Below are 15,190 nucleotides of genomic sequence, written 5' to 3' on the forward strand. Positions count from 1 at the left end.
AATGAAGAAAAATAAAATGAAAATAAGTCATTCCTCAAGTTTTGGCCGCCTTTGGTCCTACTTGCAGGCTTATCGTTTCCCACTTTACCTAGCTATTTTCCTGAAAATTGTTAGTGTTATCATGAGTGTCCTTGAGCCAGTGGTCATTGGTTTAGCTATTACCGAGTTAACTAAAAATACGCTGGCCATCATGAAGGGTGTCGAAGGCGCTCATATCAACGTCTCCTATGTTGGTTTGGTTTTGGTTGTTTATCTCTTGCGTGGTCTTATTTATGAGTTGGCTGCCTACTATTCCAACTATTTCATGACCAATGCCGTGCAAGCAACGGTTCAAGATATGCGAAATGAGATGACCGAGAAAATCAATCGTACCTCAGTGTCATACTTTGATAAGCACCAGTTCGGGGACCTCTTGGGCCGCTTTACCAGTGACGTCGAGACAGTATCTAATGCCTTGCAACAGTCATTCTTGCAGGTTGTTAATGCCGTCTTTACTCTAGCCTTGGTTATTGGAACAGTGCTTTACCTTAATCTTCAATTGGGAGCTATAGTTGTCATCACTATTCCGATTACATTCTTTGGTGCCCGCTTTATCATGAGTAAGTCTCAGCCCTACTTTAAACAACAGGCTGATGCTCTAGGTACTCTTAATGGTTTTGTTCAGGAAAATCTGACTGGCTTCAATGTGCTTAAGCTATTTGGCCGTGAGGATAAATCCTTGGATGATTTTAAAGAAATCACGGAAGACCTTCAGAAGGTAGGCTTTAAGGCTAATTTCATTTCAGGACTTATGATGCCGGTTCTTAACGGTTTATCTGACTTGACCTATCTCATTGTTGCTGTTCTAGGTGGTTTGCAAGTCTTGGCTGGTCGCTTGACGATTGGTAATATGCAGGCCTTTGTTCAGTACGTTTGGCAGATTAACCAACCTATTCAGAACTTGACTCAGTTGGCTGGACAATTGCAGAGTGCTAAATCTTCTTTGGACCGTATTTTCCAACTGATGGATGAACCAGACGAGGCTAATGATGCTACTGAAGTGCTTGCCGGAGATTTGACTGGCCAAGTTAGCTTTAAGCATGTGGACTTCCAGTATGTGGCTGATAAACCTTTGATTCGTGACTTTAATCTTGAGGTTAATCCTGGCGAAATGGTGGCCATTGTCGGTCCTACCGGTGCCGGAAAATCAACGATTATCAATCTTCTCATGCGTTTCTATGATGTGACTGCTGGTTCTATTTCAGTTGATGGTCACGATATCCGTAACCTGTCACGTCAGGATTATCGTAAACAGTTTGGTATGGTGCTTCAGGATGCTTGGCTCTTTGAAGGAACTATCAAGGAAAATCTTCGCTTTGGTAATCTTGATGCGACTGACGAAGAAATTGTTGAAGCCGCTAAGGCAGCCAATGTGGACCACTTTATCCGTACACTACCTGGTGGTTACAACATGGAAATGAACCAGGAATCAAGTAACATCTCACTAGGACAAAAGCAACTTTTGACCATTGCGCGTGCGCTTTTGGCTGATCCTAAAATCTTGATTTTGGACGAGGCGACCTCATCGGTTGATACCCGTCTGGAACTCTTGATTCAAAAAGCTATGAAGACCCTTATGCAAGGTCGAACAAGCTTTGTCATTGCCCACCGCCTGTCAACTATTCAAGAGGCAGACAAGATTTTGGTCCTTAAAGATGGTCAAATCATCGAACAAGGAAATCATGAATCCCTCCTTGCAGATAAAGGCTTCTATTACGACTTGTATAATAGCCAGTTTGCAGAGAAATAAATAAAAAATCCATCAGTTCATAGCTGGTGGATTTTTTCTGAATGTGGAGAACAATAAAAGAGACTTCTCCTATAGAGGCAAGTCTCCAAATCAATATTATTTCTCAGCACGTCGTGTGACGAACATGGCATCTCCGAAACTGAAGAAGCGGTAGCGCTCTTGGACAGCGTGTTTATAGGCATCAAGGACGAATTCACGGCCAGCAAAGGCTGAAACCAACATCACCAAGGTAGATTTTGGAAGGTGGAAGTTGGTTGAGAAGGCATCCACGACTGTGAATTGGTAGCCTGGTTTGATAAAGATATTGGTCCAGCCTGAGTCGGCTTGGAGTTGACCATCGTATTTATTGCCGATGGTTTCCAGAGTTCGGATAGAGGTTGTTCCTACAGCAATGATGCGCCCTCCAGCGGCTTTGACACTATTGAGTGTATCGGCAGCATCTTGGCTGAGGGTGTAAAATTCTGAGTGCATCTCATGTTCGTCGACATTATCGACAGAAACAGGTCGGAAGGTTCCCAGTCCAACGTGAAGGGTGAGGTAGACCAATTTTACGCCTTTAGCTTCAATCTTTTGAAGTAACTCAGGAGTGAAATGGAGGCCAGCTGTTGGAGCAGCGGCAGAGCCATTTTCCTTAGCATAGACTGTTTGGTAACGGTCACGGTCTTCCAATTTTTCATGGATATAAGGTGGCAATGGCATCTCGCCCAAGCTTTCCAAAACTTCAAGGAAGATACCGTCGTAGCTAAATTCTACGATTCGTCCACCGTGATCTAGTTCCTCAGTAACAGTGGCGGTCAAGCGTCCATCACCAAAACTGACTTTAGCACCTACTTTAAGGCGTTTGGCTGGTTTGGCTAAAACTTCCCATTGATCCCCTTGGGTATTTTTCAAAAGGAGAAATTCCACATGGCCGTGGGTATCAGGCTTTTCACCATAGAGGCGGGCAGGAAGCACGCGCGTATTGTTCATGACCAAGGCATCGCCAGGGTTAAGCTGGTCAATGATGTGGTCGAAGTGGGTATCAGTCATTTCCTTGGTTACAGGATCAATGACCAAGAGTTTAGAGGCGTCACGTTGTTCCAATGGGGTTTGGGCAATCAGTTCCTCTGGTAATTCAAAATCAAAATCGTTTGTATTCATTTCTTTCCTCGTTTAAAAATGTTCAGCCTTTTTATTATAGCACGATATAGGGCGACCGTCATTAAACTTATCGAGTGAAAGCGCTTGACAAAAAGGTTAAAAAAAGAGATAATAAATAAAAATGGTATATACCAATATCGAGGTGAATAGAATGAAAAAGATTTTAGTTAAGAATCAAGTTGAGGGAGGCCAAGTTGCCTTTGATCTTCTTAAAGAGAGCCTTGCAGCGGGTGCTCAGACATTGGGATTGGCGACAGGTAGTTCACCTATCGCCCTTTACCAAGAGATGGTTGAGAGTGACGTGGATTTTTCGGAACTTTACAGCGTTAATTTGGATGAATACGTCGGACTAGCACCAGACCATGAGCAGAGCTATCATGCCTTTATGAAGGCTCAACTTTTTGATGCCAAGCCATTTAAAGAGAGCTTCCTACCAGATGGCATGGCTGAAGATTTAGAACAGGCGGCCAAGGACTACGATGACATCTTGTCCCAACATGCCATTGACCTGCAAATCTTAGGTATCGGAAGTAATGGGCACATTGGTTTTAATGAGCCAGGTACGTCTTTTGATAGTCAAACCCATGTGGTTGACTTGACGGACAGCACGATTGAAGCCAATAGCCGTTTCTTTGCCAGTCGAGACCAAGTTCCTACAAAGGCTATTTCAATGGGGATTGCTTCCATTATGGCTGCCAAGAAGATCATTTTGTTTGCCTATGGTGACAAGAAGTCAGATGCCATTTTCAAGATGGTCAAGGGTCCAGTAACAGAGGAAGTGCCAGCTAGTGTCTTGCAACATCATCCAGACGTGACTCTTATCTTAGATGAGGCTGCTGCTGCGAAATTGTAGGAGAAAAAATGAGTCGAGCAGATGCGAGTTAGGTAATCAGAAAGTTATAGAAAAAAACAGGTTGAGCTAGTGCTACTCAACCTGTTTATTAATGAATAAACATAATATAGATTTTGACTTCAAATATTTACGTTACCTAATGATTACTCATTTTTCATCAATTACCTAAAATTCTTTAGTCGGAATAGTCCCTCTTTTTATTGGTAATAAAATCTCTATTTGATATTGTCCATCTTTTATAAAGTGTTTGATATTACCTTGATATTCTTGAACAAGAGCATCAATATTTCGCAACCCCCAGCCATCTTTTTGACGGGATTTACGAGTAGATTTTTCTTTCTCATCAAAGTTATTTCTAATATTGATAAAAAGATTTTGTTGAAAGTATCGGATATTAAGTGATAAGCTTCTTTCTTTATTTGGTAGTCTGAGACAAGCTGCAATACTATTGTCTAGACAGTTTCCTAATATAACAGCTAAAATATCTGGCTGAATAGATAATTCTTGTGGTACAAAGCAATCAATTTCCATTTCTATCTCATCTTTTAAATGATGTAGTTTTTGATTAAGTAAAAAATTAATAGTTTGATTTTTAGAGTAGAATGTTTGTTCACCTACTATACTATCTGTTAATGAATAAAGATAATCTTTTGCCTCTTCAGGATTTTTCTCTAAAAGCGATAAAAGAGTTAAATGTTTATTTTTTAAGTCATGCCGAAGGCTTTGGAGACGTTGATATTCTTCTTGAGATTGTTGTATTTCTCGAACTTGGAACTGTAACTGTTCTTTTTCCAATTGGTTTTGGTAATATTGCTGCTGTTGACGAGCAAGGTACAGATTAAAATAAAGAGAGGAGAGAGTTAATACAATGAGAGATGAGAGAGAAATGATTGACAGGTAATCTGCTCCAAATACCCCTCCTTGAATGGCAGATATTGTAAAAGCAAAGAAAATAGATAAAAGAGGCACGATAAACTGATAAAGCCAGTTTCCCTTAGAAGTAGCAATATGAAGCCTTTGATGGGATAGGAGAAGCTTTCGTAAAATAAGAGTTATTCCTGTAGATAAGAAGAAACTTATTCCGAGATACAAACTAATAGCTTCTAAATTTTTTGATAGTTCCCCTAAAGGTAAAATTAGTTGGATTCCTTGGTTTAGGACAGCCCCTGCTAACAAGCTTAGACTAGTTTGTAAAAGAATCCAAAAGGAAGACTGGCGAATAGGATAATCAAAATTGAGGCCGATTAGATAGTATTCTAAAATGTTTAGAAGGAGATTACTGACCAAAAAAATACGACTTTCAGAGAATAGGAACACGAGTTCCCCATGAAAAATCAATATGAAAAAAAGGGCTACTAAAGGCTTCTTTTTCATATTGATTTTAGACAATGGTCTATAAAATAACATACTTGCTAGAAATAAATCGTACAAGATACTGATTATTCGTAATCCTACTAACATTAAAAATGCCTTTCACTTAGATAGCTGTAATACTTTTCTTTAAAAGAAAACTGAAACTTTCTACTAATTGGGAGTAGGTGTTCTTCAGTCCCATTTAGTAAAATAGTAACTGTTTTTGAATCAAAGTCTTTGATGTATTTGGGGTTTAAAATATAGGAAGTATGAATTTGAATAAAATAATTAGGGAGTTTTTCCAAAATCTCTTTTGTTTTTAGTAGAGACTTGTAGGTACCTGTCTTTGTGTATATAAATACTGAACGTTTATCTTTCTCAAAAAATACAATATCGCCCGAAGGGATAGAATAATTGTGTTTACCAAATGAGAAGGTAAAAAGTGCTTGGCCTATATCCAAAAAACGCAAAATACGATCCAATACTTTCGTTAACTTTTGAGGTTCTATCGGTTTAACGATATAGTCAAAAGTCTGAACTTCGAAGACTTGTTCCATATAATCACGATAACTTGTCACAAAAATAATAGGAATGAAAGGATTAAATTTTCTAATCTTCTGTGCTACGTCAATTCCATTGATTCCTGGCATATTGATATCCAAAAAGACACAGTGGGTATCTGGTGTTAGTTGATTTAACAGTTTTTGTGGATCTGTATAAAGTTTTGTTTCTAGAGGAAATTTATCATAAGAAAGTAAATAATGTTCTAATTGGCTAGCATCTCTATCCGAGTCATCACAAATAGCAACTTTTAACATTGAAAACCTCCTCACTCATTTTTGTATGTTAATTATAACGTTAAAATGGTCAATTATGACATAATTGTAAGAAAAATGTAAGTTTAGTATACAATATTCTTATTAAAGATGAAAGGAGAATTCCAAATGAAAAACATTCAAGTACGTAAGGCCGTAGCTCAAACCGAAATTAGCTGGGGTATTATTTAATTGCTTAAAAATGTTAAATAAACATATAAGCAAATGTTACCTTCGATTCTATCACGGAAAATTTTTGATAGAATTACTACAATAAGGCGAGGGGAAATTATAGAATCACCTCGTCTTTCTTTTTGAAAAATAGTGAGGAAAAAATGAAATTCCATTGTCCAAGAATAAAAGAAATATATCCTATTTATAAACTTCACGATAATTTGTTTAGGGTAGGCTCCCAAATTGGTATAACTACTGAAATCAGTGATGAGGACGATAAAATGTGGAGTTTAGTTAATATTTTAGATGGAAGGACTATTAATGACGTTGTAGATACTATGTTAACTAAGTATCCAGATTTGACGGAACAAGATATAATAGGTGCTATTGAACTATTGGATAAGGAGGGGGTTATTGAAGAAGGTGCTACAATAAATTGTATTAAGGAAAGATATCATTCAAATATCTACTATTTTAGTCGCTATTTAAATAGTTTTAAAGATAGTATAGATATTCAAAAGAGACTTAATGAAACGACAGTTCTTTTATTAGGACTTGGCGGAGGAGGGTCCAATATACTAACTTTGCTATCTGGTCTGGGACCTAAAAAAATAAAAATTGTGGACTTTGATATCATTGAAAAAAGTAATCTAGGTAGGCAATTTTTATATAAGGAGGAAGACGTAGGGGCTCTTAAAACACAGATTGCCCATCAAGAAGTGTCAAAAATGAATTCTGATATCGAAGTTGAAACTCATAATTTACGTATAACATGTGTAAATGACTTGTTGCCATTATTAGACAATGTTGACATTGTTATTTGTGTTATTGATGAACCACAATATGATATTCAGCGTATTGTAAATAAAGCTGTAGTTACAAAAAATATTCCGTGTGTTTTTGGTGCAAGTCAAGTTAGTCGCGGACGTGTTTATTCTGTAGTACCCCATCAAACAGGATGTTTTGATTGTTTAAACATTCATTACACGAAAATTGATAGTCTATTCTTGGAACAATTTCGGGGTATTCGTACTGTTACTAAGAAAATTCCTACAATTGCTTATGGTCCGGCTATGTTTCAATTGACATCTGCTATTGTTGATGAGGCTGTTCGATTAATAACTAAATATGCAGAACCAATGAGTCTTAATCGCCAATACGAGATTAATTATGAAAACGGAGCGTCGTTCACACACAAACCTTGGGGACATTATCCTGATGAGTGTCCTACATGTGGTAACGGTAAGGAGGAAAATTGGGAAATCTTTTCTCAATACGGAGAAATAAAATTATGACTTTTGAAACGCTCACCATTGAAAATTTAACAAAATCATTTGATAAACAACATTTTGCTAATAACCATATCTTCTTAGAGCTAGAAGCTGCAAAAATCACAGCTCTTATAGGACATAATGGTGCTGGTAAATCAACTCTTTTAAAGCAAATGATTGGTTTTATTAAGCCTGATCAGGGAGATGTTCACTACGGAGATATTTCTTTTATACATAACCGTAAACAAGCTCGAACAATGATGAGTTATATGTCACAACAGTATGCACCTCTTGAAAAGTTAACTGTTGAGCAAAATTTAGAGATGATTGGAAGAATGAGAGGGTTAAGTACCTCAGAACTCCAAAAAGAAATTGAGCACCTTCTAGCAGATCTGGAAATAGTAGAATACCGTGATAAAAAAGGGAAGAATCTTTCAGGAGGCTTAAAACGGCTTACATCTTTTGCCATGGCATTAATTGGCTCTGCTGATATCATGCTTCTTGACGAACCAACCAACGATGTTGATCCTGTACGTCGTGAAAAACAGTGGCGATTATTACAAAAACTGGCTTATAAAGGACACACTATTATCATTGTTACCCACAATCTACTAGAAGTTGAAAAATATGCGGATAATTTTGCTCTTTTTAACCATGGTAAATTATTAAAATCTGGTCCAGTACACCAAATGTCTTATAAAAATCATTATCAAATTTCTTTCAATTTTGTTAGTAAAGAATTTTTAAGTCTATTCGAACATTTTACGATGGTCAATGGTTGTGTTTGTCAGATGGAAATTGAAGAAAGTGAATTAACCCGAATACTCATTCAAGTTAAGGAAGGTATAGAAAAAGGGCTTATTTCAAACCTTTCAGTTAAGATGAAAACATTATCTATTTCCGATCTTTATAAAGAGGAGCTTGTTAACTGATATGACTCAATTTTTTTACTTACTTCGTTGGAACTATCTTCGACAAAAAAATCTATTCATTCTATTCACACTAGCTCAAGTGCTTTTGTCCGTTTCACTTCTTTTTGGGTATCCGTTGGTAATTGGTAAGATGGACACAACAACTGCTTACTATCTTGCCTCTGGATCAGTTTTAATGGGAGTTATTTCTATTGGCTGTACGATTTCATCTCCTGTTATAGCCAATGCCAAGTCAGAAGGTCATGTGGACTATATTCGAGCTTTACCTATTCCTAGAATTCTAATTTCTTTAGCTGACCTATGTATATGGTTAATTGCTATTTTACCAGGTGTATTCTTCACTTTTTTATTAGGCTGTCTTCGCTTTTCTGTCCAATTAAATTTGTCAATTTTGTCTGTTTTTGTGATGTTACTTATTTGCCTAACAATGATTAGTCTAGGATTTTCAATTGCTTATATATTTTCCCAAAATATTGTCACGCTAATGTCTCAGCTTATTTTAATGATTGGTCTTATGTTTTCACCAATCATGTATCCGGCAGGTCGTCTTCCAGATTGGTTAGATCAACTTTATTTTCTACTTCCATTTGTCCCTTCTGCGAATCTTCTTAGAGCTAGCTTTTATAGACATGGAACTGTTTCGCTTGTAGATATAGGAGTTCTTATTTTCTGGATTTTTCTGACACAACTGCTTATCTTAGGGACACTACAGAAAGAGTTGTAATACTATCTTTTGAAAAACAATCTTACGAAACTCAGGTTGAGGCATTTGACACTCAGCCTTTTTCTTTTGTGAAAATGTGCTTCCAAACAAATCAATTGCCTAGCCCTCTTTGATAGCGCTATAATAGTTAAGTTGACTTTGACTATCAAACAACAGATATAGATATTTCATAAAGAAAGAGGACATACAATGGCAAAACCTATTCGAGTATTGCTTTATTATAAATACCTTCCCATCGAAAATGCTGAGCAATTTGCGGCTGATCACTTGGCTTTCTGTAAATCAATCGGCCTCAAAGGACGTATCTTGGTCGCTGACGAAGGAATCAATGGAACGGTTTCTGGTGACTATGAAACCACTCAAAAATACATGGACTACGTTCACAGCCTTCCAGGGATGGAGGACCTCTGGTTCAAGATTGATGAGGAAGAAGAGCAAGCCTTTAAGAAGATGTTTGTTCGCTACAAGAAGGAAATCGTTCACCTTGGTTTAGAGGATGACAACTTTGACAGCGACATTAATCCACTTGAAACTACAGGTGCTTACTTGTCACCAAAAGAGTTTAAAGATGCTCTTTTAGATGAGGACACTGTTGTCCTCGATACACGTAACGACTATGAGTATGACCTTGGTCACTTCCGTGGAGCCATTCGTCCAGACATTCGCAACTTCCGTGAATTGCCACAATGGGTTCGCGACCATAAGGAAGAGTTCATGGACAAGCGCGTGGTTGTTTACTGTACTGGTGGTGTCCGCTGTGAGAAATTCTCAGGTTGGATGGTCCGTGAAGGCTACAAAGATGTTGGCCAATTGCACGGTGGTATCGCAACTTACGGAAAAGATCCAGAGGTTCAAGGGGAGCTTTGGGATGGTAAGATGTATGTCTTTGACGAGCGTATTGCTGTTGATATCAACCATGTAGACCCTATCGTTGTCGGTAAGGACTGGTTCGATGGCACGCCTTGCGAACGCTATGTCAACTGTGGTAACCCATTCTGTAACCGTCGTATCCTTGCTTCAGAGGAAAATGAAGACAAATACCTCCGTGGCTGCTCACACGAATGTCGTGTTCACCCACGAAACCGTTATATCTCTGAAAATGGTTTGAGCAAAGAAGAAGTTGTCGAACGCCTTGCGGCTATTGGTGAGAGTTTGGATGTAACACCAGCCTAAGTTTAAATAGAGAAGAAGCTGAGAGAAATCTTGGCTTTTTATTTTGCAATTTATTTCTAAAATAATGACATATATATATTGCAATTAGAAATATATAGTGTATAATTAAGATGAAAATAGCTGGTGAACCTAATCAATTTCGACGATAATATCAGATATGATGTAAAGGAGGGGGCATGTGGCAAAGAATTTACGTTTAAAAGCAGCTCGAGCAGAGCATGATATGACCCAGGGTGACTTGGCAGAAGCTGTAGGTGCAACAAGACAAACCATAGGTTTGATTGAAGCTGGAAAGTACAATCCCAGCCTAGCCTTATGCATTGCCATTTGCAAGACACTGGACAGGACCTTGGATCAACTGTTTTGGGAGAATTAGGAAGGAAGTAAAGATGATGAAATTCAAACTGGTTAATAATAAGGTTACAGATGAACGCGAGAAAGCTCTAAATAATAAGGTTGCTGCTGAATGTTATTACATAATGATTGCAGGGACGCTTGTATGCTTGGTCTATAGCTCCTTCTTTAATAGGGGTGCCATCACCTCTAATTACTTGGCCTTTCCAATGTTGATAGCATGGATTTGGTCTATTTATAGATCTGAACGACTTAGTGTTAACACTTTTGGGGGTTCTGGTATGACAGTCCTAGGTTGTTTACTAGTGACTGGGCTTATCACCCTTATGATAATGTCAGCTAACTATCGGTACAACCATGATGTCTATCATAATAATCCCTTGGATCCTAGATATCTCATGGTTTGGCCAATTACTTATATCATATATGCTCCCGTTGTTTTCTTTATGAATTGGTCTATCGTTGCATTGGGAAGATATGAGAGAAGACGTCTCGAAAAACAGCTGGACGATTTGGAGAATGAAGAATAAATAGTGATAGAATCAGACTGTTCTGTTTGGTCTGATTTTTTTATGTTATAATGGGTCCTAAAATTAAGGAGGTCACGTATGCTACTAACTGAATTTGATGCGAATAGACAAGCGATTATCAATCCCGAGGACTTGAATGAGCCTCTTGAGGGGTTTCCTAAAATAGCTGTGTCCTGTTTTTCTCGTTCGACCTTTCAACGAATGCTTGAGATGTTTCCCCATGAACTTATCTATGAGACGTCCATGGCGAATGTGGCTATTCCGATTTATAAGCTTGTTATTGCTGAGCAGGAGTTGGCTCTTTTTAATGCACCTGTAGGCGCCTCTGCCTGTGTGGCTATTTTAGAGGATATTTTTGCCTTGGGAGCTGATAAACTTGTACTCTTTGGGACTTGTGGTGTTCTTGATGAAGATATTAAAGAGACTTCTATTATTATTCCTAGTCATGCCCTTAGAGATGAAGGGACGAGTTTTCACTATGTGGAAGCCAGCGATGAGATTGCGGTAAATGTGGGTGTTTTAGACCGTTTTCGTTCCTATCTCAATGAACGTCAGATTTCTCATAAGGAAGGCAAAGTTTGGACAACTGATGGCATTTACCGTGAGACGAATGGTAAACTCAAAGCTCGAAAGGCAGCAGGAGCCATTTGTGTGGATATGGAGTGTTCTGCAGTTGCAGCTTTAGCAAAGTTTAGAGGTGTTGAAATCTGTCATTTCTTCTATGCTGCAGACCACCTTTCTGAAGGTAATTGGGATGCCCGTAACTTGATGAATCATGCAGATTTGGATGAAAAGGACAAGGTAGCTTTATTAGCTTTGGAGTTTGCGTGTGACTGGAGTAAACCTTAAAAAATCCTACTTTTCAACCTTCTTATTTGTAATTATTCTAAATAACTGCTATAATATTTTTTAGAATGATTCTAAATAAGGAGTGAATAAATTGGAAGATAAGAATTTTGCAGAGCGTTTAAATATTTTGAGAGCTGGTGTTTTAGGTGCCAATGATGGAATCATTTCCATTGCGGGAGTGGTTATCGGTGTGGCTAGTGCGACATCAAACATCTGGTTTATTTTGATTTCTGCCTTGTCAGCCATTTTTGCCGGTGCCTTTTCGATGGCAGGTGGCGAATATGTCAGTGTCTCAACGCAAAAAGATACCGAAGAAGCTGCCATCGCTAAGGAACAAGCTCTCCTGGATCGCTCACCTGAAGCAGCTAGAGAGAGTTTGTACCGAACCTTCCTCAGTCAGGGGGATTGCGAAACAGCAGCCGAAGTCAAGGTCAATCAAGCCTTCAGTAAAAATCCTATTAAGGTCTTGGTTGAGGAAAAATATGGAGTGGACTTGGATGAAATTACCAATCCATGGCATGCTGCCGTATCTAGTTTCTTTGCTTTTTCGGTTGGTTCCTTGCCACCAGCACTAGCTATCATGCTTTTCCCAGAGCCTTACCGTATTCCTGTAACAGTGGTCGTGGTTGCACTGACTTTGCTCTTGACTGGCTATATTAGTGCCAAGCTCGGAAAAGCACCTATTAAACAAGCTATGTTGCGTAATTTGACAGTAGGACTCTTGACCATGCTTGTGACCTTCTTGGTTGGGCATATCTTCCATGTGAATGTGTAAGTGTTAATAATGGATAGGTCTACCATGTTAGGTGGGCTTTTTTAGTCTGCTAGACTAAGCTTATCCGTGGTACAATAGGGTTATGCGTTTAGATAAATTATTAGGACAGGCGGGTTATGGTTCTCGCAATCAAGTCAAGAAGCTTATTCGTAGCCGTCAGGTATACGTGGATGGCATCTTGGCTGAACAAGATAATCTTAATGTGGATGCTAGTCTTCAAACCATCACGGTTTCTGGTAAGGAACTGGAGCATGCCCCAGAAGTCTACTACCTTATGAATAAGCCGTCAGGGGTGGTGTCAGCTCGAAAGGACAAGGAACACCAAACAGTCATTGATTTGATTAAGCCTGAAGATCAGCGAGAGGGGCTTTATCCTGTTGGGCGATTGGATAGAGATACGGAAGGATTGGTGCTGATTACTAACAATGGTCCCTTGGGCTTTGCCATGCTTCACCCACGCTATCATGTGGCTAAGACTTATTACGTTGAGGTTAATGATATTCTGGGGCCTGATGCACCTGCATTTTTTGAGTCTGGTGTTGTCTTTGAGGATGGTACTATTTGTCAATCAGCTCAGCTGGAAGTTTTAAGTTCTGCGAGTGACAAGAGCTGTGCTCGAATTACGATTTCTGAAGGCAAGTTTCATCAAGTGAAAAAGATGTTTTTGGCTTATGGCGTCAAGGTGACCTATCTTAAGCGTATTTCTTTTGGAGAGTTTAAGCTTGATGAAGGGTTAGCAGTAGGATCCTACCGAGCATTAACGGAAGCGGAAAAAGCAATCTTACGTACTTATCTTGGCTAGCAGCCCTATGTGACTTAAAGTGCGATAGGAATTTTCAATCTCATGATAGGTTCCCTCTATCATGAGACTTAATACTGTAAGGCTCATAACGGCGGTCTTTTCTAGGGGTATAAGTAAAACTTATGACATTCCATAAGTTTTTTTAATTTCTCAAGCCTTGTTTCTGGTGGTATGATGGTATCAATTCGATTGAGAGCTGAAGTAAGTCAGGAGCAATGAGCAAGTCTAATCAGAGAGGGAGGTTCGTTATGACAGAAGCATTTTATAATCATTTAGCAAAGACACGTCATCAGATTCACCAACATCCAGAGGTTTCTGAGGAGGAGCATGAGACGACAGTCTTTTTGAAAGGTTATTTGAAAAATCTAGGTATTGAGCCTTTAAATTATCCCTTGAAGACGGGACTCATCGCTGAGATTGGGTCAGGTCATCCGATTATTGCTTTGCGTGCTGATATTGATGCCCTACCAATTAAGGAAAAGACAGGACTTCCTTATGCTAGCGACAATGGGGCCATGCATGCTTGTGGTCATGATTTTCACCAGACCTCTCTTCTCGGAGCTGCTCAGCTTTTAAAAGAAAGAGAAGCCGAGCTTAAGGGGACTGTTCGCTTGATTTTCCAACCGGCCGAGGAAAATTTCCAAGGGGCCTATCAGGTCATTGAAGCGGGTGGTCTTGACGGTGTGTCAGCTATCATCGGTTATCACAATAATCCTCACTTGAAACCTGGTCAGATTGGTCTTCGTTCGGGAGCTATCATGGCAGGTGTGGAGCAGTTTAGGGTTGATGTTAAGGGTGTTTCGTCCCATGCTGCCCGTCCTGATTTGGGTGTGGATACGGTCTTGGTCACTACGACAATCATCAACAATTTACAACAGATTGTTGCTCGTACGGTATCGCCCTTTGAATCAGCAGTATTGTCAGTTACTCATATCGAAGTTGGAAATACCTGGAATGTTCTTCCAGCAGCAGGCTTTTTTGAAGGAACAATTCGTACCTTTGAGCCTAAGGTTCGTGAAGATGTCATTGCCCGCTTTGAAAAAGTTGTTCAAACGACAGCGGATCAGTTTGGTGCTCAAGTTGACATTACTTGGGGTAATTCACCTTACGTGACCTACAATGACCAGTCACTCACACCACTCATCTTTGAAAATTCTAAAGCCTTCGCAGAAGTGATTGAAACGCTGCCATCAACAGGGGGCGAAGACTTTGCGGCCTATCAAAAGGAAATACCAGGAGTCTTTGCCTTTGTTGGCTCAAATGGTGAAGAAAATGCACCAGACTGGCACCATGATGATTTCCTTGTGAAAGATGAGGCCTTGCCAGTAGCTGTGAATTACTATGTGGAAAACGCCCTTTTCCTACTTGATTATTTTAAGGAGAAAGGCAAATGACCATTCCCTTAATCGGTATTACCAGTAATGAAAACCCTGTTAGAGAGTTGAGAGCTTCACTGACGCCCCATTTATAGGTGTTCAGTGGCATCCTGAGTTTCTCTTGGGACATAAGCTCTTAAAAGACCAAGGACTCTTTGATTATTTTGTTAAGAGTTTTAAATAAAGCTTAAGGACTTTAAATTGGTACTACTTTTGATATTGAAAAGGAGGACGTGCTTAAGGAGAAAAAATCTTTTGATCATTTAGTTTACACTTAAGA

General features: G+C 39.1%; 15 protein-coding genes. 12 read left to right on the forward strand and 3 right to left on the reverse strand.

Going from position 1 to position 15,190, the window contains the following annotated elements; translation table 11 throughout:
* Window position 1 precedes the first annotated feature (1 nt).
* Window positions 2–1,789 (forward strand): ABC transporter ATP-binding protein, encoded by a 1,788-nt coding sequence (locus tag PCY16_RS00420; protein ID WP_195413715.1) that lies wholly within the window; start codon window positions 2–4, stop codon window positions 1,787–1,789.
* Between the two features lie 96 nt (window positions 1,790–1,885).
* Here the strand turns inward: PCY16_RS00420 and queA are convergent, their stop codons facing one another.
* On the reverse strand, window positions 1,886–2,929 hold the full coding sequence (queA, locus tag PCY16_RS00425) for a tRNA preQ1(34) S-adenosylmethionine ribosyltransferase-isomerase QueA (protein ID WP_045769002.1): 1,044 nt from the start codon (window positions 2,927–2,929) through the stop codon (window positions 1,886–1,888).
* A gap of 151 nt (window positions 2,930–3,080) precedes the next feature.
* On the opposite strand from queA, the gene PCY16_RS00430 reads away from it, so the two are divergent.
* Window positions 3,081–3,782 carry a glucosamine-6-phosphate deaminase gene (locus PCY16_RS00430; protein ID WP_195413716.1) on the forward strand — a complete coding sequence of 234 codons (702 nt, stop codon included), beginning with the start codon at window positions 3,081–3,083 and terminating at the stop codon, window positions 3,780–3,782.
* 165 nt (window positions 3,783–3,947) lie between these two features.
* On the opposite strand, the gene PCY16_RS00435 is transcribed toward PCY16_RS00430, so the two are convergent.
* Together PCY16_RS00435 and PCY16_RS00440 are read right to left on the reverse strand one after the other, a co-directional pair.
* The gene (locus PCY16_RS00435; RefSeq protein WP_195413717.1) at window positions 3,948–5,243 is read right to left on the reverse strand and encodes a GHKL domain-containing protein; all 1,296 of its coding nucleotides are present in this window, start codon (window positions 5,241–5,243) and stop codon (window positions 3,948–3,950) included.
* On the reverse strand, window positions 5,243–5,953 hold the full coding sequence (locus tag PCY16_RS00440; RefSeq protein WP_195413718.1) for a LytTR family DNA-binding domain-containing protein: 711 nt from the start codon (window positions 5,951–5,953) through the stop codon (window positions 5,243–5,245). Before PCY16_RS00440 ends, PCY16_RS00435 begins: the two co-directional genes overlap by 1 nt.
* A 332-nt stretch (window positions 5,954–6,285) precedes the next feature.
* Between PCY16_RS00440 and PCY16_RS00445 the strand changes: the two genes are divergently transcribed.
* From PCY16_RS00445 to PCY16_RS00490, 10 genes are all read left to right on the forward strand, one after another.
* Window positions 6,286–7,419: a ThiF family adenylyltransferase gene (locus tag PCY16_RS00445; RefSeq protein ID WP_301353204.1), complete on the forward strand. Its 1,134-nt coding sequence runs from the start codon at window positions 6,286–6,288 to the stop codon at window positions 7,417–7,419.
* Window positions 7,416–8,327, forward strand: a complete 912-nt coding sequence (locus tag PCY16_RS00450) for an ABC transporter ATP-binding protein (protein WP_002950066.1) — start codon at window positions 7,416–7,418, stop codon at window positions 8,325–8,327. The genes PCY16_RS00445 and PCY16_RS00450 overlap by 4 nt, the downstream gene beginning before the upstream one ends.
* Before the next feature lies 1 nt (window position 8,328).
* Window positions 8,329–9,051, forward strand: coding sequence for an ABC transporter permease (locus PCY16_RS00455; protein ID WP_002952657.1), 723 nt, complete (start codon window positions 8,329–8,331; stop codon window positions 9,049–9,051).
* Window positions 9,052–9,240: 189 nt separating this feature from the next.
* A complete protein-coding gene (locus tag PCY16_RS00460; protein ID WP_195413719.1) occupies window positions 9,241–10,224 on the forward strand; it encodes a rhodanese-related sulfurtransferase in 984 nt (327 codons plus the stop codon).
* 178 nt (window positions 10,225–10,402) lie between these two features.
* A complete protein-coding gene (locus PCY16_RS00465) occupies window positions 10,403–10,600 on the forward strand; it encodes a helix-turn-helix transcriptional regulator (RefSeq protein ID WP_004182985.1) in 198 nt (65 codons plus the stop codon).
* A 13-nt stretch (window positions 10,601–10,613) separates the two neighbouring features.
* Complete coding sequence (locus PCY16_RS00470; RefSeq protein ID WP_107372708.1) at window positions 10,614–11,108, forward strand: DUF6773 family protein; 495 nt, start codon at window positions 10,614–10,616, stop codon at window positions 11,106–11,108.
* 78 nt (window positions 11,109–11,186) lie between these two features.
* Complete coding sequence (locus tag PCY16_RS00475; RefSeq protein WP_107372710.1) at window positions 11,187–11,957, forward strand: nucleoside phosphorylase; 771 nt, start codon at window positions 11,187–11,189, stop codon at window positions 11,955–11,957.
* 91 nt (window positions 11,958–12,048) lie between these two features.
* Window positions 12,049–12,732 carry a VIT family protein gene (locus tag PCY16_RS00480; protein WP_107372711.1) on the forward strand — a complete coding sequence of 228 codons (684 nt, stop codon included), beginning with the start codon at window positions 12,049–12,051 and terminating at the stop codon, window positions 12,730–12,732.
* An 82-nt stretch (window positions 12,733–12,814) separates the two neighbouring features.
* Entirely contained in the window at window positions 12,815–13,534 is a 720-nt protein-coding gene (locus PCY16_RS00485) for a 16S rRNA pseudouridine(516) synthase (protein ID WP_195413720.1), read from the forward strand.
* A gap of 248 nt (window positions 13,535–13,782) precedes the next feature.
* The gene (locus PCY16_RS00490; protein WP_070439148.1) at window positions 13,783–14,928 is read left to right on the forward strand and encodes an amidohydrolase; all 1,146 of its coding nucleotides are present in this window, start codon (window positions 13,783–13,785) and stop codon (window positions 14,926–14,928) included.
* Window positions 14,929–15,190 lie beyond the last annotated feature (262 nt).

This window comes from Streptococcus sp. SS4 (assembly GCF_030440125.1).
Classification (GTDB): domain Bacteria; phylum Bacillota; class Bacilli; order Lactobacillales; family Streptococcaceae; genus Streptococcus.

What these genes read in the sequence shown, in the direction of transcription:
- PCY16_RS00420 (WP_195413715.1), top strand. Translation starts at nt 2, where the DNA reads ATGAAGAAAAATAAAATGAAAATAAGTCATTCCTCAAGTTTTGGCCGC.
- queA (WP_045769002.1), bottom strand. Translation starts at nt 2,929, where the DNA reads ATGAATACAAACGATTTTGATTTTGAATTACCAGAGGAACTGATTGCC.
- PCY16_RS00430 (WP_195413716.1), top strand. Translation starts at nt 3,081, where the DNA reads ATGAAAAAGATTTTAGTTAAGAATCAAGTTGAGGGAGGCCAAGTTGCC.
- PCY16_RS00435 (WP_195413717.1), bottom strand. Translation starts at nt 5,243, where the DNA reads ATGTTAGTAGGATTACGAATAATCAGTATCTTGTACGATTTATTTCTA.
- PCY16_RS00440 (WP_195413718.1), bottom strand. Translation starts at nt 5,953, where the DNA reads ATGTTAAAAGTTGCTATTTGTGATGACTCGGATAGAGATGCTAGCCAA.
- PCY16_RS00445 (WP_301353204.1), top strand. Translation starts at nt 6,286, where the DNA reads ATGAAATTCCATTGTCCAAGAATAAAAGAAATATATCCTATTTATAAA.
- PCY16_RS00450 (WP_002950066.1), top strand. Translation starts at nt 7,416, where the DNA reads ATGACTTTTGAAACGCTCACCATTGAAAATTTAACAAAATCATTTGAT.
- PCY16_RS00455 (WP_002952657.1), top strand. Translation starts at nt 8,329, where the DNA reads ATGACTCAATTTTTTTACTTACTTCGTTGGAACTATCTTCGACAAAAA.
- PCY16_RS00460 (WP_195413719.1), top strand. Translation starts at nt 9,241, where the DNA reads ATGGCAAAACCTATTCGAGTATTGCTTTATTATAAATACCTTCCCATC.
- PCY16_RS00470 (WP_107372708.1), top strand. Translation starts at nt 10,614, where the DNA reads ATGATGAAATTCAAACTGGTTAATAATAAGGTTACAGATGAACGCGAG.
- PCY16_RS00475 (WP_107372710.1), top strand. Translation starts at nt 11,187, where the DNA reads ATGCTACTAACTGAATTTGATGCGAATAGACAAGCGATTATCAATCCC.
- PCY16_RS00485 (WP_195413720.1), top strand. Translation starts at nt 12,815, where the DNA reads ATGCGTTTAGATAAATTATTAGGACAGGCGGGTTATGGTTCTCGCAAT.
- PCY16_RS00490 (WP_070439148.1), top strand. Translation starts at nt 13,783, where the DNA reads ATGACAGAAGCATTTTATAATCATTTAGCAAAGACACGTCATCAGATT.